Source organism: Corynebacterium imitans, from assembly GCF_000739455.1.
Taxonomy (GTDB): Bacteria; Actinomycetota; Actinomycetes; order Mycobacteriales; family Mycobacteriaceae; genus Corynebacterium; species Corynebacterium imitans.
Map to the genome: position 1 here is coordinate 2,485,359 of NZ_CP009211.1, position 24,270 is coordinate 2,509,628.

A 24,270-nucleotide genomic window follows, 5' to 3' on the forward strand; every position below is an offset into this window, starting at 1 on the left:
GTCAGTTCCCTCCCACTTCAGAGGAGTTCACGATCACTCCTTTTTTCAGGATGATGTTTGCATATTGCGCAGTCTCACTGGTCATGATCGTCGTATGAGAGTGACTAGCGCGTCCGTAAAACTCAAATCGCTCTAGTAAGGTTGCCTCTGCAGGTTCATGCCTACCAATTATCTCGCCATACGCCTGCCAAATATCCGGGGCTGTGTCTCCCGCAACGGGCTCCATCAACGCATACTGCCATTCGTGATAGCGATCCAGAGGAAAGTACTTCATGACAGCCTCTAGAAGGTCGCATATCCGATGCCCATCCGCTCGAATGATCTGGCCACCCGCTCCCGAAAGCGGGTAGTGAGCGTCCGCAATGGTTATCTCGTCACCATGCCCCATCTCTGCCAATACCTTCAAAAGGTCAGGAGACAAGATCGGTGGAATCCCCTTAAGCATCGGTAGACTCCTTTTCCTGGGCCTGTAGATCGACGCCGTGGCGCATCGAATAGACTCCGAAAGCGCCGACAATCAAGAAGCAGACCAAGACAAAAACGAAAGCAAACTGCGGGTTTGTAGCGTCTTGCAAGCGTCCATGGACCAAAGGTGCAATGGCACCGCCCACGATGGCCATAACCAAGCCCGAGGATGCAAACTTGGTGTCTTTGCCGACACCGGTAAGAGCAACTCCGTAAATTGTCGGGAAAAGAAGCGAGATGCATCCAGAGAGTGCTGCAATACAGAGGGCACCGACGACATTCCCTAGGAGAACTCCAACCAGGGAGAACACCACCCCAGCGCCGCACATAATGGTCAAAAGCAAACGGCCGTCAAACTTGCCCATGAGCCACACCATCACAAATCGCATGAGCAAGAAGGAGATCAGCGATAACTGCAGCCACCAGCCTGCCTCTGATTTTGAAGCTCCCAGCGTGTATTGCACATAAAATGGCAAGAACGTCCAAATACAGGTCTGCGCTGCGATATTGAAGAACTGTGCGACAACGCCAAAACTGTACGTCTTATTCCGGATCAAGCGTCCGAAGACCCCAGGCTCAACTCCTGAGAAATCGGTCTCCTCCATTCGCTGGTTTTTAGGGATTTTGACCACAGCGATCGCTATCGCGAGGCTCAAATACAGAATGCCGAGAATGATGTACGGGACCATCACTTTTTCGAGCTCGCTGGAGGTTTGAGCAAGCAACTCCTCCTCGCTCATCCCCTGCTTCGTCACAGCCTCGGAGATATGAGGGGCGACCAAGAGTGTTGCCATTAGGACGCCAATGTTCGAACCGATTGGATTAAATGCTTGTGCAAAGTTCAATCGACGCGTTGCATTGTGCTCTGGTCCAAGCGACATTACAAAAGGGTTCGCTGAGGTTTCAACAATCGATAGACCGCCTGCCAAGACAAATAGAGCAAGCAGGAACGTACCAAATGTCATTAGTTCCGCTGCGGGAAAGAACAGGAAGGCGCCGGCTGCGGCTAGTGACATTCCAATAACTACGCCACCTTTGAAACCAAACTTGGAGTTAATGATTGCAGCAGGAATCGCCAGGAGGAAGTACGCACCGAAGTAGGCAAATTGCACCAACGCTGCCTGAAATGCACTCATGTCGAACACTGAGCTGAAAACGTTGACCATCGGCGCAGTGAGGTCAGTGGATATTCCCCAAGCCGCAAAACACGCAACAATCAGGGCAAAGGGTAGAAGTAGGCCGGGATAGACAAAACCGCCGCTCGCACCATCTTGATCCGATTTATTTGAAGTTACATCAGACATTTCCGTCACCCTTCTGTCCAGAGAACTCATACTGCTTGACTGCTTCCAATTTCATCTGACAACTATTTCCCGGCGAGCGCGGTGCGACGTAGTTGCCGTTTTTGATTACCACCGGGTCAATAAAGTGCTCATGTTGGTTATCGACGTACTCGATCATTCGGTTCTCTCTTGTGCCGGAGATGGCAACAAAATCAAACATTGCGAAGTGCTGAACTGCCTCGCAGAGCCCAACACCACCAGCGTGAGGGCAGACAGGCGTATCGAACTTTTTCGCCAAGAGATACTGAACAATCAGCTCCTGCGGGCCGGCAACTCGTGCTGCATCAACTTGCATGACCCCAAACGCCTCTGCCTGAAGAAACTGTTTATAGAGAATTCTGCTTTGCATCTGCTCTCCTGTCGCTACAGGGATCGGCGCAATAGCCTTAGCGATGGTGGCATGACCGAGCACGTCATCTGGACTCGTAGGTTCTTCGACCCATGTCAAGTCAAACTCGTGGAACTTATTGATCCACTCAATGGCTTCGGGAACATCCCAAACCTGATTGGCATCGACGGCGAGTTCTACGCTGGGATCGATGGCCTTACGCACCAAGGACAAGCGACGAAGGTCGTCGTCCAGGTTCTGACCGACTTTGAGCTTGATAAGCGAGAATCCCATTTCCTCCGTTTCCCGCTTAGCAAGACTGAGCATCTTTTCGTCGCTGTACCCGAGCCACCCAGCGGCGGTCGAATACCCTGGATAACCTTCCTCGAGCAGCTGCTGAATTCGAGTCTCCTTGCCTTCTTGGCCTTGCCGCAGGATTTCCAAGGCCTCCTCAGGAGTAAGAGCATCGGAGAGGTAACGGAAATCCAGCGTTTCCACTAGCTCTTCTGGCTCCATTTCTGCCAGAAGCAGCCACAATGGCTTGTTTGCCCTTTTTGCCTTCAGATCCCAAAAGGCGGAGAGTATCGCACCAATCGCCATGTGGGCAACACCTTTTTCCGGCCCCAACCAGCGGATTTGAGAATCATAAACAAGTTCCTTCCAAGCACTGCCCATATTCTCCAGGTATGGCTCGATCTCCTTGCCTAGAAACCGCTCAGCCAGTGTGTCAATAGCTTTGACAATGATGTCGTTGCCCCTTCCAATGGAAAAGACGAATCCGACACCTACTTCTCCCGCGTCTGTGTGCAATTCCAAATATGCGGATGAGTAGTCCGGATCTGGATTCATAGCGTCAGATCCCGAAAGAGTTGCCGAAGTCGGAAATCTGAAATCATACGTCTTTAGGTCAGTAATGCGACTCATCGAACGAGGCCTCCGTGTGGTTTTGACAACGCACTAGTTCCATACGGCAGAACATTGTTCTGTCGTTATGGAGAATGTAGTACCGATCACGCCAATACGCAAGGGGTAATTCATGCCACATATTGTTTTATGGCATCACGTTCCCAAATCACGTTCCCAAATTCGCCACTACCTGCGCATTTTGTACACTTGCAGATGTGAATAAATCTCTGACCGCAGCTGATAAGACACTTATCGTCCTCGAAGCAGCCATCGCGCATCCACGATTTACCGATGTAGTAAATGCCACCGGCTTGCCGAAGGCCACCGTGCACCGCCTAATCCAAACGCTCCTGGACTACGAGTACATCGGACAAAGCGAAGTCGGCGATTATTTCCCTGGTCCCGCCTTGCTAAAGCTAGGTGGCACGGCGCTCAACAGTATCGACATCTCCCAAGCTGCCGAACCGCACCTACGACGCCTAGTGGACCGCACGGGCCTTACGGTGCACCTTGGCGGGTTAGTAAAAACCGAAGCGATTTACCTTTCCAAGATTGAGGGAGTGGCACCGTATCATATCCCCTCAGGTGTTGGACAATCTCTGATGCTGCATACCACTGCGATCGGAAAGTCGATACTCGCTTTTCTACCCACGGACGATGTCGCAGAAGTAGCAGTAGCTGCCGGTTTACCGGCAAGGACGCCGAATTCAATTACCTCGCTCGCAGAGCTACAGCAAGAGCTTAAGTGCATAAAGAGCAAGGGATACTGCTTCGATAACGAAGAAAATGTCCCTGGAATCCGCTGCATTGGGGCCCCGGTTAAAGCACGAGACGGACATGTCAAATACGCAATCTCGATGACAGCCTTGGCGATGGAAAAAAGCATCGCCGACCTTGAGGAATACGCATCACTCGTCTTGGAGGCTGCAGACGGAGTATCTCACGCTATCGGCGCTTCATAGCCCGCTCCGCAAAACCTAGCTCTATTCTTGGGCATAAATCACTTATTTTTTTAAAAGGGGTTTACATCACGTAGATCTACGCTAAAGTTGACGCCACATGGAACTAGGTTCCATGTGGCGTCAACTTTGCTTACCGGAGGTAACGAGTAAATGGAGCTCAACCTAGACCGAAAGGTAGTCGCTGTTACTGGCGGCAAGAAGGGAATTGGCAAAGGCATCGTTCTTTCCTTAGCCAAGGAAGGTGCAATTCCCGTAGTTATAGACAGGAATCCAATTGATGAGGACTTCGAGTCCGCTCTCCGCGCTGCATGTGAAGATTTTTCGTACTTCACCATTGATCTCCGCGACACCGACAAAATCCAAGGTGTCGTTGATGAAGTCATCGGCAAATACGGTTCCCTATATGGAGTGGTAAATAATGCCGGCGCGAATGACAACCTGGGCCTAGAAGACACGCCATGGGAGCAGTTCGAGGAGTCGCTGCACGCAAATTTGTCTCATTATTACGAGCTGGTGCGAGCTGCTCTTCCCCATTTGAAGAAATCTTCAGGCTCGATTCTGAACATTGGATCCAAGACTGCGCTAACCGGACAGGGCCATACTTCCGCATATGCGGCTGCTAAAGGTGCCATCCTGGGCTTAACTCGAGAATGGGCAGCTGCACTTGCAAAGGATAATGTGCGAAGCAATGCGATCATTGTCGCTGAAGCCTGGACACCGCTCTATGAGAAATGGATCACTAGCTTTGGCGACGAAGACGCCCAAAGAGCGCGACTCAACGAGATCACCCAGAATATCCCGCTCGGAGCGCGGATGACTTCTGTGGAGGAGATTGCTGACACTGCAGTCTTCGTGCTCTCACCGCGTTCGTCGCACACAACCGGCCAATGGATTCATGTCGATGGCGGGTATGTTCACCTAGACCGTGCCCTACAGCAATAGGGAGATCGAGAATTGAGCACCCTTGACATTATCGACAGTCACTTTCACCAGTGGAATCTAGAGCAACAAACGCTGCCATGGCTAGAAGCTGAGCCCGCGGCCCTCAAGCGCTCTTTCTCTGTTCATGAATTGATGCACCAATATGAGCAGATCGACGACGTACGCCTGGTGGGGCTAGTCCACATCGAGGCTGACTGCGAAGATCCTCACGAGGAGCACCAACTAGTACGCCAACTAAAGACATGTGTTCCCACTTTTGGCATAGTCAGCAGGGCTCAGCTCTCTGCTGAGATGGACATACTCGCTGATTCCAATGGTGTCCGCGAAGTTCTCCACACCCCGTCAGCAAAACCAGGGCGCTGCCTCGAGGAAAGCTTCCTTGCAGGATTAGAGTTGCTCTCTAATCACGGTTTGCCATTCGATGCTGTAGTTCGGCCGCAAGAAATCCCTCACATTGCCAAAGCCTCCAGGCTGGTGTCGGACGCCTCAATTATTCTCAACCATGTCGGCAATATCGCCACCCTCAGCTCGGAAAGCATGCAAAACCTTCGCGAGTTCGCGGATACGCCAAATACCTTTTGCAAGTTGTCCGGCATTCCCGTTGATGAACCCGATCTCGCTCAAGAGATTCTGCAGTTTGTCAAAAATACCTTCGGTACTGATCGTTTATTGTTTGCTTCAAATTGGCCGGTAGGAGGAGTGAGGGAAGCAGTCACTCAGCAAGTACAGCTTGTGCGGAATGTCTTTGGGGATGATCCAGCAGTGTTCAAAAACAATGCATCCGCCATTTATCATTTAGGAGTATAAGAAATGCAATCTGGAATTTATTGTCCTTCCATCACACCGCTAACTGCAGACGGAGAGTTCGACTTTGCCGCCTGGGAAGCGCACCTTGACAATCTTACTCAGGCTGGAGTCAATGGAATTCTAATTTTCGGAAGTATTGGAGAGTTTTATAGCTTCTCCTCCGAAGAAAAAATCGAGGCGACCAAGTTTGCAAAATCATGCCTCGGCGATCGTACCCAGCTCCTTGTCGGTACTGGAACCAATAGCTTAGATGAAACCACTCAGCTGACGAGAAAAGCACGAGCTGCTGGTGCCGACGGCGCAGTTGTGGTTAGTCCATACTATTTTGGGCCCACGGAAGAGCAGGCCGAGCAGTATTTCACAGAGCTCGCTCGTGCCACTGATACACCACTAATCCTGTACAACTTTCCTGACCGCACGGGAACCGACCTGAGCCCCGCATTGGTCGGGCGACTGAGCTCTGCGAACCCGAACATTGTCGGATTGAAGGACACGGTCGACTCTATCGCTCATAATCGACAAGAGATTAAAGCGACCGGCGATAACTTCGCAGTGCTTTCTGGCTTCGACGAATACTACATCTCGAACCGCATTGCCGGAGGCGCAGGAGTTCTAAGCGGACTCACGAACGTAGTACCTGAGACTTTTGTGAAAATGCATCGCTCCTATGAAGACCAAGATTACGGTACTGCTTTGAATTGTGCATCTGCAATTTCTCGTCTGATGGCAGTCTACGAAGTCGGAGACTGGTTTATCCCCACAATTCAATACGCTACTCGGGTAAAGACCGCGCTCAATTTCGAAGTAGGTACCCGAGCCCACCACATTCCGCTATCAGATAGCAAGAAGCAATTGATTGAAACTCTCGTATCTGAAATCTAACTACCCAGAAAGGGCCATCATGAGCATCCAAAACTACATCGGTGGAGAGTTCTCCTCTGTCGAAAAGCAGATCCCTGTTCGCAACCCTTCCAATGGAGTGCTTCTCGGTGAAGCCCCAGATTCCGAAGAACACGTAGTCTCCCTTGCAATTGAAGCTGCAAAGCAGGCGCAGCCGGACTGGGCGAAGCGCACCATGATTGATCGTGCCGGATTCCTAGTTAAGCTTGCGTCACTGATCCGTAGAGACGCGGAATCACTTGCCAAGTACCTCGTTGAGGAACAAGGTAAAACACAGACCCTTGCAGCTACCGAGGTCGGTTTTTCGGCTGACTACCTCGACTACATGGCGGGCTTCGCGCGTCAGTTGGAGGGCGAAGTACTGCCATCAGATCGTCCCAACGAAGTCATTACTTTGACGTATAAACCCGTTGGCGTAGTGGGAGCAATCCTTCCTTGGAACTTCCCGTTCTTTTTGATTGTAAGAAAGCTTGCCCCCGCATTGCTCACCGGAAATACGGTTGTGATGAAGCCAAGTGAAGAGACTCCCCTCAACGCAGCTGCATTCTGCGCGCTTGTTGAAGAAGCAGGATTACCAGCTGGTGTCTTCAACATGGTTTTTGGGACTGGTGCAACTGTAGGCGCTGCGATCACATCATCTCCAGATATGAATCTGATTTCGATGACAGGGTCTGTCAATACCGGTAAAAAGATCATGGCGGCTGCCGCAGAGAATCTCACACGAGTAAACCTCGAATTAGGCGGAAAAGCTCCTGCAATTGTTCTCGAGGACGCTGATTTGGATCTAGCAGCAGACGCGATCTGGAATTCGCGGGTCATCAATACCGGTCAAGTGTGTAACTGCGCTGAAGTCGTCCTAGTCCAAAGAGACGTACACAAGGAATTCGTCTCGAAGCTGGTGGATAAATTCAATTCCACGAAGTATGGAGACACCAGTACAGATGCTGATCTTGACATGGGCCCATTGATTAACTCAACTGCGCTTTCTAGGGTTGAAAAATTCGTCGAAGAAGCAGTTCAGGAAGGCGCCGATGTTCTTTGCGGCGGCGAACGCGATCAGACACTCCCCGAAGGCTACTTCTTCAAACCAACGATTCTTGACAACGTCAAGAAAGGAAGTGCGATTACCCGACAGGAAGTGTTTGGTCCGGTACTGCCAATTGTCGTCGTAGACGACCTCGATGAAGCACTGGAATTCGCCAACACATCCGACTACGGATTAACTTCCTCGGTCTATACTGAAAACCTGCATCACGCGATGAAAGCGGCGCGAGAGCTACAGTACGGAGAGACGTACATTAACCGCGAGAATTTCGAAGCGATGCAGGGATTTCATGCGGGCCGTAGAAATTCCGGAATCGGGGGAGCGGATGGCAAGCATGGCCTCCTAGAATACGTGGAAACTCACGTTGTCTACACCGAATCGAAGTTGTAGCCCCCACACCTCCGGCAGTAACTCGGACCTCTCCCGGCGGCCGTAATCACCAGCGCGTCGCGGGCACGAGAGACGGCGACGTAGGGCAACGAACGCTCCTGCTGCAGCGCGGCCGCTTGGTCGGCTTCGGACAGCCCGGCCAGACGGAAGCGCTGCGGCAGGATATCGCGGCCCCGCCCATCAAGATGATGTGGGTAAACTCCATACCCTGCGCACCGTGCATGGTCATCACTGCCACTTACTCCCCTGACGCTTGGGCTGCTTCTTTGGTTTGGGCGGCGTCGAATTCCTGGTCCGGGGTGTCGCGAAGCACAAGTTGGGGCCGCGGTCCGCTGCGGGCGGAGCGGTAGCCGAAGGTGGTGGGGAATCTGGGATCTGAGGGGGGCACGGCCGTTTAATGCACAAGCAAAAACCGCAGCACACAGGCTCAACACCCGTATGCCGCGGCTCAATCTCGACAGACTAGCTTGTGACTAGCTCTTGTCCAGTGCGAAGTTGTAGGTGACCTCGTCCAGACCGGACTCGCCCGGCGTCGGATCCAAGATCAGCTCCGGCTTCACAGCGGTTGCCACGTCGTTGTCCACGTAGTCGCCACCACGGAAGTACAGCTGCGTGGTGATCTCACGGAAACCAGGCTGCTTGACACGCAAGTGCAGGTGCGCCGGACGCCACGGGTGACCACCGTAAGACGCGATGAACCAACCAGTCGGGCCATCGTGCGGAATCATGTACGGCGCAGGCTTGACCGTCGTGATCTCGTACTCGCCATTCTCATTGGTCACGATCGTGCCGCGCAGGTTCCACTCCGGAATACCAGGCGCGTACTGGGAGTAGTAGCCCTCCTCATCCGCGTGCCACAACTCAACGGTCGCACCACCAAGACCATTGCCGTCAATGTCGGTGACCTGGCCCTTGAAGATCAGCTGCTCAGACTGCTTGTCCGACTCACGCATCGGCATGGTCGTCTTCCACGGCAGCTCCGGCGCATCCGGCACGTAGTACGGGCCCTCGATCGAGCCCTTGGTGCCGGTGTAGTCGTGGCGGTTGTAGTTGATCTCCTCGATCTCATGCTCAACGAACACGTCGAGCCACAGCGGCCACTCGCCGTACTCGCCGACCTTGATCATCCAGTCCTTCAGCACGCGGTACTCGTCATAGGTCACCTGGTGCTTGTGCGCGACATCAGCAATCGCTTTGAGCAGATCCGTGTAGATCTCGTTCGCGCGCTCCTTGGACGTATCCGACTTGTAGATGTGGTTCTGGAACGCAGCAGTCGCCGCGTTACCCGAACCCTTCGCGGTCGGATCCTGTCCAGTTTGGGTGGTGTTCACTTCGGACATTGTTCTTCCTTACTTACTTGAGGTTCTTCATGAATACGTTGACGTCGTCAGACTGGATGAGGTCGGAGGCCTTGTCGGTCCAACCGTCCAGGTCATACTCCGCCATGCAGTCCTCGACCATGCCGAACATCTGGTCCTTCACCCCGTTGTTCATGGCGTTGAGGAGCATTTCGATGCGGACGTTCTCGTGGTTGCCTGAGTAGTTGCGCTCGTAGAGCTCGTGGCGGCCGCCGAACTCGGTGCCGATGGAGTCCCACAGAAGCTTCATGAGCTTCACGCGGTCGACGGCGGTCACGCCGTTGGAACCGCGGACGTACTTGTCCAGGTACGGACGGATCTCGGCGTTCTTGAAGTCCAGGGCTCCGGAAGGTAGGTAGATTAAGCCGGAGGCGACATCCTGCTCGATGATCTCCTTGATGCGCGGGTATCCGGTGGCCATGAACATGCGGTACGCCATGCCGTATTCCAGGTTCGGTAGCAGGCTATCGTCGGCCCCCTCGTCCGGGTTCAGCATCATGGCGTCGGTCAGCGCCCAGAAGAGGTTACGCCAGCCAATCACTTCACCTGCGCGGGCTTGCACGCCACGGAAGTCGGAGGTGCCTGCGATCTCGAGTGCCTTGAGCAGGAGACCAGCGATGAAGTCGAGCTTCACGGCGAGGCGGATGCAGCCCTGGAAGGTGAAACGGTTGATAAAGCCGGTCTTCGGCATGAAGCCGTTGATCTGGTCCGGGTCGCCGTACGCGAAGATGTTCTCCCACGGCACGAGCACCTTGTCGAACACGAAGACCGCGTCGTTCTCATCGAGGCGCGAGGACAGCGGGTAGTCGAAGGGCGTGCCCGTGATGGCTGCGTTCTGGGAGTACGACGGGCGAGAGATGAGCTTCACGCCTGGGGAGTCCATCGGCACCGTACAGATGATGGCGAACTCCGGACGCTTAATCGGCAGCCCGTAGTGCGAGATGAAGTTGAAGTTCGTAATCGCAGAGCCGGTAGCAACAACCTTTGCACCAGAGACCACGACGCCCGAGGCAGTCTCCTTCTCTACCTTCATGAAGACGTCCTTGACCTCATCCGGCGGCAGGTGACGGTCGACCGGCGGGTTGATGATGGCGTGGTTCCAGTACAGGACCTTCTCCTGGGATTCCTTGTACCAGCGCTCTGCGTTCTCCTGGTACGGGGAGTAGAACTCCGGCATTGCGCCGAGGGTGCCCAGGAATGCTGCCTTGTAGTCCGGCGAGCGACCGAGCCAGCCATAGGACATCCTCGCCCAGGTCTCGATGGCGGTACGGGATTCGCGCAGGTCATCGACGGAGCGCGGCACCTTGAAGAACGGGTGCGTCTTGCCTCCAGAGCCGGTGTCGGTGTCCGTCAGCAGCTTGTCTGCAGTTTCCGGGTTGTGGAAGCCGTCGTAAAGCCGCGCGGCCATGCGCACCGAGTTGCGGAACGCGGGATGCGTCGTCACGTCGTCGACGCGCTCGCCGTGGATGTACACTTCGCGCCCATCGCGGAGCGACTCAATATACTCGTCGCCCGTCATCGGGAGCTTGGGGTTCTTCGGCTGCGTGCGTTCCGACGCCCGCGAGGGCTCACCCGGGGTTGGCTCAACGTCAGTGTTGCGCAGGTGTTCAGTAGACATGTTGTGTTCCTTTCTCGACCCCACCGCAATACCGATGGGAGGTGTGTGTTGTTAAAAAGACCGGAAGGACGTGTTGTCCCCGAACCAGCCGATGCTGAGTCCGTCGCCGCAGCAGTCCCAGGGCAGACCGTCCAGGTAGCTTCCGGCTGACCGGAATTTGCCCGCATGGAACAGCAGCGGAGAGCGGTCAGTTACCTCGACGTCGATGACTTCGCCGATGACAATGATGTGGTCGCCGCCGTCGTAGGTTCGCCACGGCTTGCACTCAATCGTCGCGGCGTTACCTTTGAGCACCGGGATGCCGTCTTCGTTTCGCCACGCCGGTCCACCTGCCATCGGCTTACCCGCAAAGTTCATGCAGACATCGAGCTGATCTTCCGCGAGGATGTTGATGGCAAAGGGCTGCTCTTCCAGGTACTGGCTTGCCTTGTTTCCACGGATCAGCGTCACCTGCGCAAGTGGCGGGTCAAGCGACACAGCGGTAAAAGCATTCACGGTCGCTCCGTGGGGCTTGCCGTCTGGGGCCAGACAGGTCACGACAGTCACGCCAGTTGTAAAACGACCAAATGCGTTTCGCAGCTCACGTGAATCGAATTTCTGAGGGGCTTCGGACACCGCAGGCTGGTTCATATGCGTTCCTCCTTCGACACAATCGCCTAATCAGCGTTCCAACTTGGTGCAGCAGAGCTCTCAAAAGTGCTCTACAACACAAGCTATTTGCTATAGAGTCGTGGATCACGGGTAGAAATACCCAACTTTTCAGTTGCGGTGATCAGGCTGCTGAGCATCCAAATGGGTAGAACTACCCGGTTTGCGGGTCAGGAGGTTACGCATATCGTGCGCGTAGACATGCGAAGAGGAGCTCGCCTACCAATGCGCCTCGTCACCAGCTTCATCAGCCGAGAGCCTGAAATTGACCACCTCGTGTCCCTGCTGGAGAGCGCAAACCTCGTCACCATCACTGGCGCAGGCGGCATCGGGAAAACGCGTCTCTCCCTGGAAACCGGCAATAGGATCCACGATTCCTACCCGGATGGCGCGTGGTTTCTTGATTTGAGTGCAGCAGATAGCGGCGAAGCGGTGGTACCCCTTGTTGCAACTGATCTGGAGATTCCCGATCAGTCTTCCCGGCCTTCGCAAGTCCGAGTAGTGGACTACCTCAGGTCAAAGTCGATGCTGCTCATACTCGACAATTGCGAGCACGTAGTCCTTGCAGTCAGCGAGCTGGCATACCTCATTCTGACGGAATGCCCGGATGTAAAGATGATCGCTACCAGCCGCTGCCAACTCGGCGTTCCGGGGGAGAAGTTGCTGCACCTGGAGCCCTTGAGCCTTCCAAGCGCCGACGCGCTCGTAGATTCTGCCGCCCTGGCCAAAACTCCTGCGGTGGCAATGTTCGTCGAACGTGCGCACGCCGCGGACCCCGCCTTCGAGCTCACCGCTGAGAATGCCTCCGATATTGCAAGCATTTGCCGACGCCTCGACGGCATCCCACTCGCCCTCGAACTTGCCGCGGCGCGCATCCGCTCGATTGGCACAGGCGAGTTCGCGGAGCGCCTCGAGCACCAGTTCACGATCTTGCAAAACGGTCCGCACAGCGCGCCCAGCAGGCAGCAGACCCTGGAAAACGCCGTGAAGTGGAGCTACGACCTCATCGACCCGCAAGCGCGCCTGCTTTGGAACCGGATCTCTATCTTCCCCGATACCTTTGATCTGCTTGCCGCCGAGAACATCTGCGGGTTTCCGCCTTTGTCCCCTGAAGACGTCTATCCGCTGCTGGATGACCTGGTAAGAAACTCAGTCCTCCGGGTGGAGCGGGACCGCAGGCGGGTGCGCTACCGGCAGTTCGTATCCACAAAGCTCTACGGGCAACAGCAGCTGTCCGCTGAGGAAGCGGCCGACCTCCAGGCTCGTCACCGTGAGTTCTTCTCTCGTCGCGCCGCGGAGATGGCAGCACATTGGCCCGGCCCGAACCAGCTCACGATGCTCGAGATGGCACGGGAGGGACACAGCAACACCGTGCTCGCGCTCGAGCACGCCTACGACACCCGCGAGGAACCAAATGCCGCCGCGGAGCACGTCGCAGCACTGCGTTATCAGTGGGTAGCCGGCTTGTCGCTCAGTGAAGGCCGCGACCGGATCGAGCAATTTCTCGCACTGCCGGGGGTCACCGGCCCGTCGCGAGGTGAGCTGCTCTGGGTCGGTGCCTGGGTGGCCTTGATTCAAGGCGACCACGACCGTGGCGGCGAGCTCGTCCAGGAGTGCTGGGATCTCGCCGAAGAGCTAGACAATGTCCACTTGAAGGCACACGCCCGCTGCTGGATGGCCCTCTACCATTTGTTCACGGGATCACTGGAGCAGGCAATTCCACTCTTCGGCGAGGCATTGTCGCTTTTCGACGACTTGGACGACACCGCCGCCGAACTCATCGCCGGATTCCAACACGCCATGGCATTTGAGCTCAGCGGCGCCCACACCGAGGCATTGGAAGTATGCGCGCAAGCATTCACTTTTGCCGATGAGTCCGGGGAGCGCTGGAACCGCGCACACTTCCACTGGGTAGCCGGGATGGCCCACTTCTCACTCGGACAGTGGGAGAGCGGCCGTGCACATGCCCGTCAGGGTCTTGAAATTAGTGCAGACTTCCAAGACGGGATCGTCTCTTCGCTCATCGTTGAACTGCAGAGTTGGATTGAGTCAGCAGTCGGGAACCATGAACTCGCAAGCTCACTCGCTACGGCAGCCGATGATATTTGGCGAGCCCAAGGCACTTCAGTGCAAGCGTTCGGCCCGGCGATGAAAGCGCGCTCGGTGAAAGCCCGTGAGCCTTTAGTGTTCGAAACGCAACGGGTGCCAAGGTCCAAAAAGGACGCGATTGCCTATGCCTTGAGCATGTACGACAAGCTTCCCGAGCCAGCAACGGCAAACGAGCCAAAGGTTGAAAAGAACTCCCCGCTTACCCGCCGAGAGCGCGAGGTCGCGGAACTCGTCGGCTCCGGATTGACCAACCGGCAAGTTGCCGACAAGTTGGTCATCTCGACCCGGACGGTGGAAGGCCACGTAGAAAACATCTTCTCGAAGCTGCAGATCAACAACCGCTCGCAGATTGCGGTGTGGTTGCATGGGTGAGTGCTGGGATTATCCACACGCGTCCTTGCTCATCCTTTAGCTGCCAGGCATGCCCGCGGCGCGGAGGAGCTCTTCGCGTAGCTGGTCGTCAACTGCGTATATGAAGAGTCCTCTTGTCCCACGCGTCAATAGCACGTTGAGCTCATTCCTGATCATTTCTTCTGCATGTGACTTCTTTTCGAATCGCAGCTCCTCGTGGTTGGGATCTGTCTCGCGTGACTGTTGGATAAGCAGCGTCGGCGTTCGCTTGTACACCGCCTTTTTATGGGCGGATTTTGTAGGGTCGATTTGTACGCGTCCATCCCGGTAGACAATCGACGGACCGAGAATTACTCCCGCATAGTTCAGGTCGAAGCCCTGGATAGTGTATGTAGAGCCGATTTCGTTGATAGTGTGCGGAGCTTCCGACCAGGCGGTTCTGTATGCCTTCTTGCCACGCATTTCCTTTGGTTGTTCCGTCATGAGGTTCCACGGCATGGTGAACTCCCCGTTGGCGTAGGCAATATCCACGTACCAAGCGCCATCAGGCGTTTCATCGTTTGACTTCTTGGACTTAAATTCCCAGTCGTAGGTTGCCAACAATCGCGCAAGGCTGTTCTCAACCGCACTGTCTTTAGATCGAATGGCCTCTTCCAACTCGGACGGAGTCTCGTAGATCCGCAAGTCGTATCCCCTACTATCGGAGGGGACGGGCAAAATAGCCCCATCGTCTACAAAGTGCCGAATCCAGGAGATAGTCTCCGGATCCGCTTCCAGACGCATCTGGTTCTCGAGACGGATAGGCTCGCCGAATAGTTTGTCCGCAAAGTACTCCTCGATCGGTATATCCCAGTACTGAGGTGCCTCGAGAGTTTGTTTCGGGTCAAATACTGCGACGACTACCTTTGCGCGATCCAGGATGGCACCAATTTGTGGTTGGTCCTCTGTGTAGCTCTGCGACTTCTGCGTCAGTAAAAGGTGTGCCTCATCGATGAGCACAAGGTCTACCGGATCATCTGGTGAAAACGTATTGATGAAGTTAGTTGGCTTATATACCCGGGAATTTCGCACACCGTGCCGCGAATACGGTATCCCCGACTTCCGGATGATCTCCTTGTACACCTCATACTGTCCCCCATCATTCTTGTGCCCCGAGATCAGGTAGCCGTCGATGTCAGTTCCCACTGGCACTGCCTCATCCTGATCGGCCGTCTGCTCTCGATGGCTTGCATCGGTGACGCGGTTTTCCGGCGCGACTAAATGCGTGTACCGTTCGTCTTCTTCCCCAACGCCCATCATGATTCCAGCGAAAATGCTGCTGATCAGGACCGTCTTTCCCGAGCCTGCTTCACCCGAGACAAGAATTAGTCGGTGCTCATCACTGTCTTCCTCAAGTGCGCTCTCGAGCGCCTGGTAGACAAGGTCCTGAGCGCGCAGCTGCTCTTCATTAAGACGCTGGAATGGAGATGCCTTGAAAATCGCCCGCTCCTGAATCTCCTTCACCGGCTCAAACAGTTCAGGTTCCTCCCGATGGAGTACATCCCAAATTTGGCCAAAGACGGTATCTAGATGCTCAACGGTGAAGTACGCACGCTGTTCGTTCGTCCGGCGATTGTTTCTCCGCTCGACCAATTTGCAAGCCTCGAGATAGTGCAAGAGCCGATTCTCGATATCCAGAGTCAGTGATTTGTTGAAGTACGGGTGACCGACGACGTACATTTCTACGTCGTCAGCGCGAGTAAATCTTGCCCAGTCGTCGCGGTTTTTGGGATCTTGGTAAAGATGCTGCCGGGTCCTCTTCCGAATATCGTTAGTTTCGCCGACGTATATTTCAAATTGCGCAGCTCCGTACTTCCCTTCCCGACGACTTCGTACAACGTAGACAGTCGGCCAGTCCAGCTGGTAAGTACTCCATTCCTCCCGCTGGTCCAAAGGAATTTGGTTGTAGCGGGCTACGAGGGCGTCCTCGAAATGCTCGTTGTAGGGAACCCTCTGAATAAACGGTTGCGGGTGCTCGCTCACGCTTATGAATCACTTTCTTGACGAAAACGGTCGGGGTGAGGACATATCCACGTGGAAGTCCGAAGGGCCCTTGGACAAATTTTTAGGAAGCCAACTGCTTCAATGCTTCGCGGGTTTCTTTGTCTGGCGAGTAGATGACGACTCCTTTCATTCCCCTGGTCAATAGGACTTTGTAGACGTGGCGGATCAGTAGATCGAAAGTTTCGTCAGACACCTGGTTTCGCCTAGAAAAATGTGGATCGCAATTGGCGGCGCGCGCCGTTTCAAACCTGCCATCGCGCCACACAAGATCCGGCCCAAGAATCACGCCCGACCAGTCAAACTCGAACCCTTGCGCCGTGTAGATGCAACCGACCTGGCCGAACCCGCCTTCTTTGGTTGCCCACAATGCCGACGGCGGTGCATCGCCCACTCTCCTATTGCCTTTGTTGTTCCAGGGGCGCGCCCAGTCACCGATCACGACGTCGTCGATAAGCTGCCCATCCTGCGCATCTGACCACGGCCAACAGAACCCAGCAACGATCCTGGCGGTTTCATTCGTCTGGGTACGGCTTTGAAGCACTGCTTCCATTTCTTGCGGAGAATCCGCGAGCAGTACTTCGAAAGAATCTTCTGTGTCGAGCGTCGCCTCGGGCGGTTCGCCATCGGCCAGTCCCAAGATTTGCTCTACCCAGCGCACATACTCTGCAGAGCCGCCACAGCGAAATTGCTCTGTGAGGCCGACGTGGACAACCTCGTAGCCGAGGCTCGTAGCAAACTTTTTGATGTCTTCTGTTGAGCCAAGCTCACCCGCTCGGACTACTTGATTGTCATCCAGGAGGAAAACTGGCACCTTGGCTACGCTCACCAACTCATCTATCTGCAGACGGGAAGACCGATCCTTCGCACGCGTGTATCTGTTGTTCGAGGTCTGTCGAATGCGGTGAGCTTCATCCGCAATGAGTACATCCAGCACATCGGTTTCTGCGTTGATGAAGGAATTGAAATATTTAAACAGGTTCTGCGTGTCAACGTGACGATAGCCTGCGTTTTTCCGCAGGGTTTGGGTGAAGGATCGTGAACCAGTGGCGTGAAGGACAGTCTTCCCATCTCGAGCCAGTTCACCCAAAAGCGATAACGCAATCGCTGATTTCCCGCTTCCGGGACCGCCAGAAACGACGATGACCCTCTTCTTTCTCCCTCGCGATGCCAAGTTCACCTCATGCTTAATGAGATCGACAGCACGCTGCTGCTCGCCGACGAGAACAAACTGTTCTCGATTACGGACTTCTTCAGCAGCCAACTGCATGAGCTTCTTCGACGGCCGGCTGGGCGACTGGAGCACTGCCTGTATTGAGTCCTCATCTCGCGGTCCGCCAAGGACACCTTTGAGGAACTGCTGCAACGCAGACCGGGAATCAGAGGTGAAAATTTCCGCTTCGGGAGCTTGGTAGAACTCCTCCTGAAAAGCACTCTCCTCCGCATTGTGGAGATAGGCCGCAGCTTCGACCCACTCGTCTCTCCCCTCCAGCGCCGTTACGAAATCGTTGAAATAGCGGCGGTAACCGTTCACTTGCCGGGCAGGATGAAGTTGCGGGGCGTACATCCCCGGAATCTGCACCAGGTTGGTATCCCCTTCAAAAATACGTCCAGATGACCACTGCTTGAGTTCCAGAAGCACAAATGAGGGATTCCCCGTTACCGGGTGCGTTCCAGCTAGAAGCGCATCAATTCGCTGTGATGACATAGGCAAAGGGAACTCAAGAAACACGTCGACATCGAACAGCCCAGCAGCCGCAAGATCCTCCGCCAGTATCGGGAGACTGTTCCTCCAGGATCTTTGCTCAGCGGCGGCAGACCTCGGTAGTGAACTGTCTAGCTGTGTTGAAAGTAGCTGTTCCACGAGGCTTTCCGGGTCAGATGCAGCGGTGATAAACTCCCCACTCTTCATCTGCAGAGCAGACAATGCAGCCTCCAAGCACACTAAAAAGTGCGATGTGGAGGCATTTCAGCGGACAAAGCCTATGTGGAGGTAGCCGAAGCCTGTCGGGATCGCTTTACCGCAACCATCCTAACAACCGCGTTGGGTTTGAATCGGCTTTTCTGCTTCGATGTTTTCTGTCTGTCAGACCGTGAGAGAATTCTGAATGCGATTTTGATTACGCTTTTGGTTTATATTTTGAAGAATCGCACTCAGAATCGTTCAAACAGTGCGCAAATATTCCTTCTACCTGCGCGTTTTTGATTGCGATTTTGGTTTATATTTTGGTTTATATTTTGAGTTATGGTTTTGGCGCGGCGGGGGACAACGCGGCGTCGATAAGCAAAAAGCCCCTAGTCCTTGCGGCCGATGACGCCCTGGCGGCGCAGGCGGGAAGCCAGCACCGCGCCGATCGCCAGCACGACGACCAGGGAAACCCAGAACTCGGTGTGGCTGTCCTCGGCGCGCGGCCACAGGTCGATCAGTCCCGGCACAGCGAGCGCGAGACCGGCGATCGCGATGTTGATGTTCAGGGCCTCGCGGCGCTCCTGCTCCTCCGCCTCGCGGCGGCGCTCCTGGCGCTCCTGCTCCTTCTCGCGCTCCTCCTTCTCCTGCGCCTTCTGGCGGCGCACGGTGTCCAGCGCCACCTGGATCGAGTCGGCCTGCGTGGCGTAGATGTCCTTGCGAAGCTCCAGCTCAGAGACGATTTCATCGAAGTTGTCGCGGGTGCCGGTGGCGAGCAGCATGTGGCGCAGCACCGCGGTGTCGACGGGGCGGCCACTGACGGACTCGTACCAGAGGTGGTCGCGGAACACGACGAGCTCGGTCTGCAGCGCCTCGAAGTTGCGCAGGCTGCGGCGCAGGGTTGACGACGCTTTCTGGATGTCGTCGTCGCTCCACTCGTCCTTCAGGCGCAGCTGGTCAATCTCCGTGGAGCCGAAGGTCATCGCGCGCAGCTGCTTTGCCATCTGTGCGAGGTATTTGTCGGCGCGGCGGACGAGGATGGCCAGGTCCACAAGCCGGGTGCCGGTGTGGATCCAGAAGAAATTGTTGGCGTTCTCGATCGGGGCGCGGCGTACCACGGCGAGGCCGTTTTCGTCGGAGTGGACGGTCCAGTCGCGGAACAGCTGCACGCGTGATGCGTCGAGCGAGTGCTGGTCAAGGGCGGTGAGCTCTGGCTGGAAGAGATCTGCGCGGGTGGCGAGGAACCACGCCCAGGCGTCGTGCACCGTCCACGGGCCCAAGTCCTGCTCGCCACGCTGCTGCATGCGCTGCGGTAGCTCGAGACCCTCGCGGGCCGGGATCGCGGTAATCGTCGTGTACGGATTGCCCGCGGTTAGGCCGTCCTTCTCCTGCGCCCACCTCAAGCCGCCGCCGTTTCCGAATGCCAGGCTGGTGTTACCGATTGTCTCGCCGAAGCGTGCGAGCAACAGGCTCAGGAGGTTCTCCTTGCGGACCTCGGTGATGTGGGTGGGGTTTGGGGTGTACTCGGGAAGCAGCGGGACCCTATTGCGGCTGCGGAACAGCGACTTGGAAATCGCCTCGAGTGCGGCACTCGAGCAGTGCTCCGCGACGACGTGGAAGACCAGGAAGTTGTTCTGGAAGGTGGTGTTTTCTGTGTCCCCGGTGTCCTCTGTGTCCTCGGTGCCGATTCTGCGCAGCCCCGGGCCCGTGTACTGCAGGTGCTCCACGCACGCCAGCGAGATCCGCGCGTGCGGGTTGTGCAGCGCGCGGCCTTGGAAGCGCTCCAGGTTCCGCGTGCTGCCGCCAACCGCCGCGAGCACCTCCGGGTCGTCCACCAGCACAAACTCCGCGCCCGGGCGGGTCTTCTGGCGGGGATCTTCCGGCGGCGTCTTCCCGTTCTCCGGGGTGATGTCCGGGCGGAAGAGCAGGCGGCGGGCGCGCACGCTGGTTTTGTGGCGCGTGTGCTTGGGGGAACACTCTGACGCGCCGCCGACCGCGTCGACGGCTTTTGCGCCCACGGACTCATCCAGCGGCGAGCGGAAGCGGGAGTGCGCGCCTTTGAGGAACACGCGCGGGGTGTAGTGGTAGGCGGCTTTGTCGAGGAGGTGGCGAGGGATGTCGGTGGCGCGTCGATAAGCAGCGGCCTCGGCGTCCCACACTGGGACCTCGATCGACTTAATCCCGCGGAAGCGGCCCGGAGTCCATTCGGTGACATCCATGCTGGTCAGGGCGTCTGGGAACACCGGCAGGATCACCGCGAAGTGGGCGAGACGCCAATCGGGCAGGTCCTCGCGCGCGACGGTAAAGCCGTCCGGCAGCGGAAACTTTGTGCCCTGGAAGCTGTAGGCGTCGCTGTTTTTGACATCGTTGGCCTGCTCCGGGGTTAACGAAGCGGTGTCGTTCTTGGCCATGGGGTCCTTCTTCGGCGTGTGTCGGGCTTGCTCACGATGATGGTACGACAGCGCGGGTGTGCAGGTGCGGTGGTTATCTAATTTTGTCCCGTTGACCTGCTGGTTTGTGCTCTGATGAAAATTGTTTTTCCGCTGAGGTAGACACGAACTGCAAAGCGTGTCATACTTCTTCGTGCGAACCTTCTCGCCCACGGCCCAACCCCCCCGAGGCCGGAAGAGCGCTCACCACCCCCCATTTAGAGCGCGAGAGGCGAGAAGGTTCCGCTTATTTTTCCGGGAAGTGCGCGGTGTCCCCTAGAAGGAGCTGGAGCCGCCGGAGCCCGAGAACCCGGAGCTAAAGCCGGAATTCGTCCCGTTGTCGGAGCTCGGACTGTTGTTGGTCGCGTCCCAGAGGCGCAGCTCGCGGTAGCTGACGTAGCCGGGGTAGCGGAATTCCGGCTCCCACAGGCGCGGTGCCGCGTAGTCATCGACGCCGTCGCTCGCGGTGAACTGGCGGCGTTGGAGGGCCTCCATGGTGAGGCGGTAGTCGCCAAGCACACGGACGAAGGTGTCCATGAAGGCCTGGTCCTGCGGATTGACCGCAAGCGCGTCGAGACGTTGGATGATCTTTTCGACGCCATCGGCGAGCTCCTCGTCGCCGGCCTTGGCTGTGGCGGTGTGAGCGTGTGTGGCGTCCTCGCGCAGCTCGGCCAGGTGTGCTTTGCGCACTTCAACGTCGCCGCGCTCCATACGGTAGAGCTGGTCGATGTGCTCCTCGGCGCGCTGGGCGTCTTCGAGCGTCTGCGCGGCGTCCTCGAGCGCCGCGGCGTTGGCCAGCGCGTCGCTGTCGGTGTCTACGGGCAGGTCGCGCACCGCGGCATCCAGCGCAAGGAAACGCTCGCTCACCTGCGCCCACTGCGCGCGCAGCTCCCCGTGCACAAAGCGCGAATCCACGCTCCGCGCGCGCTCATCGATCTGGTCGAGTCGCATGGCCAGCGCGGTGTACTCGCGCGCCAGCAGGTCCTTGTTGCGTCTCGCCTCCCCAACACGCTGCTTTCGCTTCTCGACGCGACGCACCGGCCACGCACCAATCGCCAGCACAGCCGCGAACACGCCCAGGCCTACGGGCACCGGCAGCGCCGCGCGCAGGATGCGTACGTCGCCGACTTTGTGCTCGTAGACGAGCTCGGGATCGGTGGCGTGGCGCGCGCCGGCGAGAAGCCCGCGCGGAATGTTCCCGGCGCGCAGGCCCTCGGCCATCGCCTCGAGCGAGTCGTCCAAGTGCGAGCCGCTGCGCAAGGCGAGCTGGTCCGCGACGTCCTCGCCCGCGAAAATGAACTGGTGGCGGGTGCCCATCGCGGCGCCGACGAGCAGCGCGCCGTCGGCAAAATGGTCTGGGCCGATCTCCGCTGGGTGCGTGTCGCGCATGAAGTTTTCGACGGAGTCGTTCACGTTGTCGAGCGAATCGTCGAAGACGATGAAGCGCAGGCGCGTCACTGACGACGGGTGCGGCAGGTCGTCCGCTTCGTGTAGCAGGTCCTGTTCCTGCGCTGGGGTGAGCAGGTTGGCCGGGTCGTCGACGAAGGTGTCTGGGCTTTGGGCGACGGTTTCTACGCGGGCCTCCTCGTCCGAGGGGACGTGCCAGAGGGTAAAGATGAGCAGCGCGGGGAGCAGGGCAAGCAGGACGGCGACGGCCAGCAGGATGCCGCGGGCTCGTGGCGAGCGGAACTGCTTGCGGTACTCGCGTGCTTCCTTTTCTCGCTCGTTACGCAGCTTGCTGGCTTCCGTCTCGCGCAAGCGCCAGCGCTCGCCTGAGGTATCCAGCGTAAATTGCCTGCTCGACATGGAAGAAGTATGGCAGAGGAAAAGCCCGGCGTCTCGTGTTCTAAACGCCGGGCCCTGCCTCGATTATCTCCTGCTTCAGCTTACAAAAGCGTCACCTGTTTACCTAGCGAGATGAGTAAAATTATTTGTCCCGCATAATTTTCGTTTCCTTGCATGGCATGTTGCATACACTCGACCGCGATGACCGGCGGAATTGTTGAACACTTGCCTATCATATGGTCAGCGGTTGTTTATGGCCGCGAATAAACACGGAGAAACCCGTCGTACGCCCGGGTCGCTTTATAAAGTAGATGCTTTTCACAAAAGTTCAGCACCCCTGAACGTGGTGCATCTCACACGACCAAGGGTGCTGTGGGGGTAGGGGCGGGGGAGTGGGATCTAGAAGAGTTGGATGATCGACACGCCGACAGCCAGTACACCAACCACAAACACGAAGATGGTGTCGGGGCGGAAGGCATAGTGTCGGAACGCGGTGGCCTTCACCGCCAGCAAGGCCGGCAGGATGAACAGCAGGAACGCCATGAAGATGCCACCGACCACGGAGATCATGTCCAGGATCGAAGGGTTGGCAACCGCGGCGAGAATAGCGGTGACGAAGACGAAGGCGAGCACGAGGCGTCGAGTAGCGCGCGGGTTCAGCTTGGCGGCGGTGCGCGGCGCGGCGACGCGGACGAGATAGCTGGTGCCCTCCTCGGTGCCCAGTAGGTGGCCGAAGTAGGAAGTGATGATCGCACAGATCGCGATGACCGGGCTCACCCACGCAAGGAACGGCGTCTGCGTCTCGTTGGCCAGGTAGGACAGGACCGGGATGTTCTGCTCGCGGGCTGCGTCCATGCCGTCGGCACCCAGCGCGAGCGCGCAAGACCACACGAAGAACATGGTGAAGACCACCAGCATCGCGGCGGCGGCCAGCTCGATGCGCGAGACCGCACGCTCCGTCTCCGCGACATTGCCGTTGTGGCGCTTCTGCATATCCAGCGCAAGCTGCGACAGGGCAGCGATGTGGCTGAAGGAAAAGACCAACACCGGCATCACCAGAATGATGGCCTGCCAGAGGGGAGTGTCGGACTCGTAGCCGCGGAAGCTGGCCAGGTCCCACTTGGGGATGAGGTAGATCGAGACCGCGGCGAGCGCCACGACCAGCGGGTAGACCAGCACGTTGGCGAGCCAGAGCGTGATCTTCATACCCATCGCGTACGCGCCGGTGAGCAACGTGACGCAGATCGTGGCCAGCAGCCAGCGGTTGATCTCCGGCCCGCCCAGCTGGTTGACGATGAAACTGTCCATCGTGTTGGTAATAGAGATCGCGTAGATCAACACCACCGGGTAGATGGCCAACCAGTACATCACCGCGGTGGCGAGGCCGCGTTTGCGGCCGGTCAGGGCGGTGACGACTTGGAGGACGTCGAGGCCCTTCTCCGGGGAGGCCGCCACAATGCGGGCGTACGCGCGGTGGGAGAAGTACACCATCGGGCCGATGATCAGCGTGGCCAGTACAAGCGGCCAAAAACCGAAACTGCCCGCGTTGATCGGCAGGAAGAGGATACCCGCGCCAACGCCGGTGCCGAAGAGCGCGATCACCCAAGAGAGGAACGTGCCGTCCGGCTTGTCCCCGGCGCGCTGCTCCTTGATCTGCTCCATATCCGCTTCCGAGAGGTTCTCGGTCTGGAACTCGGCGCGGCCGAGCTCAAGGTGCTCGTCACTGTACTGCTCCGGTAACTCCCCGGCGCGCGGGGTGGCGGTGCCGCCTGTATGTGATGTGGACATCAATACCTGCCTTTCTTTGTGGTGCGCCACACACTAACACGGCATGATGATTTCTTACAGTCGCCTAAGAGAATCAAAGGTCTAGGCGCGCATGGGGGCAGGCGGGCGTACCCCCTCCTGGGGTTTCCGGGGTTTCCGGGCGGGGTCGGT

The 24,270-nt window shown here is 57.0% G+C and carries 17 protein-coding genes; 6 read left to right on the forward strand and 11 right to left on the reverse strand.

Features of this window, described 5'->3' with window-relative positions; genetic code table 11:
* Position 1: 1 nt before the first annotated feature.
* From CIMIT_RS11600 to CIMIT_RS11610, 3 genes are read right to left on the reverse strand one after another with little or no spacing between them, the layout of a single operon-like run.
* On the reverse strand, positions 2-445 hold the full coding sequence (locus CIMIT_RS11600; protein WP_038593292.1) for an RbsD/FucU family protein: 444 nt from the start codon (positions 443-445) through the stop codon (positions 2-4).
* The gene (gene fucP / locus CIMIT_RS11605) at positions 438-1,769 is read right to left on the reverse strand and encodes an L-fucose:H+ symporter permease (protein ID WP_051904988.1); all 1,332 of its coding nucleotides are present in this window, start codon (positions 1,767-1,769) and stop codon (positions 438-440) included. Before fucP ends, CIMIT_RS11600 begins: the two co-directional genes overlap by 8 nt.
* On the reverse strand, positions 1,762-3,060 hold the full coding sequence (locus tag CIMIT_RS11610; protein WP_038593295.1) for an enolase C-terminal domain-like protein: 1,299 nt from the start codon (positions 3,058-3,060) through the stop codon (positions 1,762-1,764). Before CIMIT_RS11610 ends, fucP begins: the two co-directional genes overlap by 8 nt.
* 197 nt (positions 3,061-3,257) lie before the next feature.
* Between CIMIT_RS11610 and CIMIT_RS11615 the strand changes: the two genes are divergently transcribed.
* From CIMIT_RS11615 to aldA, 5 genes are all read left to right on the forward strand, one after another.
* The gene (locus CIMIT_RS11615) at positions 3,258-4,004 is read left to right on the forward strand and encodes an IclR family transcriptional regulator (protein WP_038593298.1); all 747 of its coding nucleotides are present in this window, start codon (positions 3,258-3,260) and stop codon (positions 4,002-4,004) included.
* Between the two features lie 150 nt (positions 4,005-4,154).
* Complete coding sequence (locus CIMIT_RS11620) at positions 4,155-4,946, forward strand: SDR family oxidoreductase (RefSeq protein WP_038593301.1); 792 nt, start codon at positions 4,155-4,157, stop codon at positions 4,944-4,946.
* Between the two features lie 12 nt (positions 4,947-4,958).
* Positions 4,959-5,753 carry an amidohydrolase family protein gene (locus tag CIMIT_RS11625; RefSeq protein WP_038593303.1) on the forward strand — a complete coding sequence of 265 codons (795 nt, stop codon included), beginning with the start codon at positions 4,959-4,961 and terminating at the stop codon, positions 5,751-5,753.
* A gap of 3 nt (positions 5,754-5,756) precedes the next feature.
* Positions 5,757-6,635 (forward strand): dihydrodipicolinate synthase family protein, encoded by an 879-nt coding sequence (locus tag CIMIT_RS11630; protein ID WP_038593307.1) that lies wholly within the window; start codon positions 5,757-5,759, stop codon positions 6,633-6,635.
* Positions 6,636-6,654: 19 nt separating this feature from the next.
* Positions 6,655-8,088 (forward strand): aldehyde dehydrogenase, encoded by a 1,434-nt coding sequence (gene aldA, locus CIMIT_RS11635; protein ID WP_038593310.1) that lies wholly within the window; start codon positions 6,655-6,657, stop codon positions 8,086-8,088.
* A 473-nt stretch (positions 8,089-8,561) separates the two neighbouring features.
* Here aldA and catA read toward each other — a convergent pair whose 3' ends face one another.
* The 3 genes from catA to CIMIT_RS11650 form a co-directional block, all read right to left on the reverse strand.
* Positions 8,562-9,428, reverse strand: coding sequence for a catechol 1,2-dioxygenase (gene catA, locus CIMIT_RS11640; RefSeq protein WP_038593313.1), 867 nt, complete (start codon positions 9,426-9,428; stop codon positions 8,562-8,564).
* A gap of 13 nt (positions 9,429-9,441) precedes the next feature.
* Positions 9,442-10,965, reverse strand: coding sequence for a 4-hydroxyphenylacetate 3-hydroxylase family protein (locus CIMIT_RS11645; protein ID WP_231910384.1), 1,524 nt, complete (start codon positions 10,963-10,965; stop codon positions 9,442-9,444).
* A gap of 150 nt (positions 10,966-11,115) precedes the next feature.
* On the reverse strand, positions 11,116-11,694 hold the full coding sequence (locus CIMIT_RS11650; RefSeq protein WP_051904989.1) for a flavin reductase family protein: 579 nt from the start codon (positions 11,692-11,694) through the stop codon (positions 11,116-11,118).
* A gap of 243 nt (positions 11,695-11,937) precedes the next feature.
* Here CIMIT_RS11650 and CIMIT_RS11655 point away from each other — a divergent pair, with 243 nt between their 5' ends.
* Positions 11,938-14,193, forward strand: coding sequence for a LuxR C-terminal-related transcriptional regulator (locus CIMIT_RS11655; protein WP_038593330.1), 2,256 nt, complete (start codon positions 11,938-11,940; stop codon positions 14,191-14,193).
* 36 nt (positions 14,194-14,229) lie between these two features.
* On the opposite strand, the gene CIMIT_RS11660 is transcribed toward CIMIT_RS11655, so the two are convergent.
* From CIMIT_RS11660 to CIMIT_RS11680, 5 genes are all read right to left on the reverse strand, one after another.
* Positions 14,230-16,194, reverse strand: coding sequence for a DUF2075 domain-containing protein (locus CIMIT_RS11660; protein WP_038593333.1), 1,965 nt, complete (start codon positions 16,192-16,194; stop codon positions 14,230-14,232).
* Positions 16,195-16,276: 82 nt separating this feature from the next.
* Entirely contained in the window at positions 16,277-18,139 is a 1,863-nt protein-coding gene (locus tag CIMIT_RS11665) for a DUF2075 domain-containing protein (protein ID WP_328286430.1), read from the reverse strand.
* Between the two features lie 368 nt (positions 18,140-18,507).
* Entirely contained in the window at positions 18,508-20,529 is a 2,022-nt protein-coding gene (locus CIMIT_RS11670) for a hypothetical protein (protein WP_038593339.1), read from the reverse strand.
* Positions 20,530-20,823: 294 nt separating this feature from the next.
* Complete coding sequence (locus CIMIT_RS11675) at positions 20,824-22,353, reverse strand: hypothetical protein (RefSeq protein ID WP_051904990.1); 1,530 nt, start codon at positions 22,351-22,353, stop codon at positions 20,824-20,826.
* Positions 22,354-22,731: 378 nt separating this feature from the next.
* Positions 22,732-24,120, reverse strand: coding sequence for an amino acid permease (locus CIMIT_RS11680; RefSeq protein ID WP_038593342.1), 1,389 nt, complete (start codon positions 24,118-24,120; stop codon positions 22,732-22,734).
* Between the last annotated feature and the right edge of the window lie 150 nt (positions 24,121-24,270).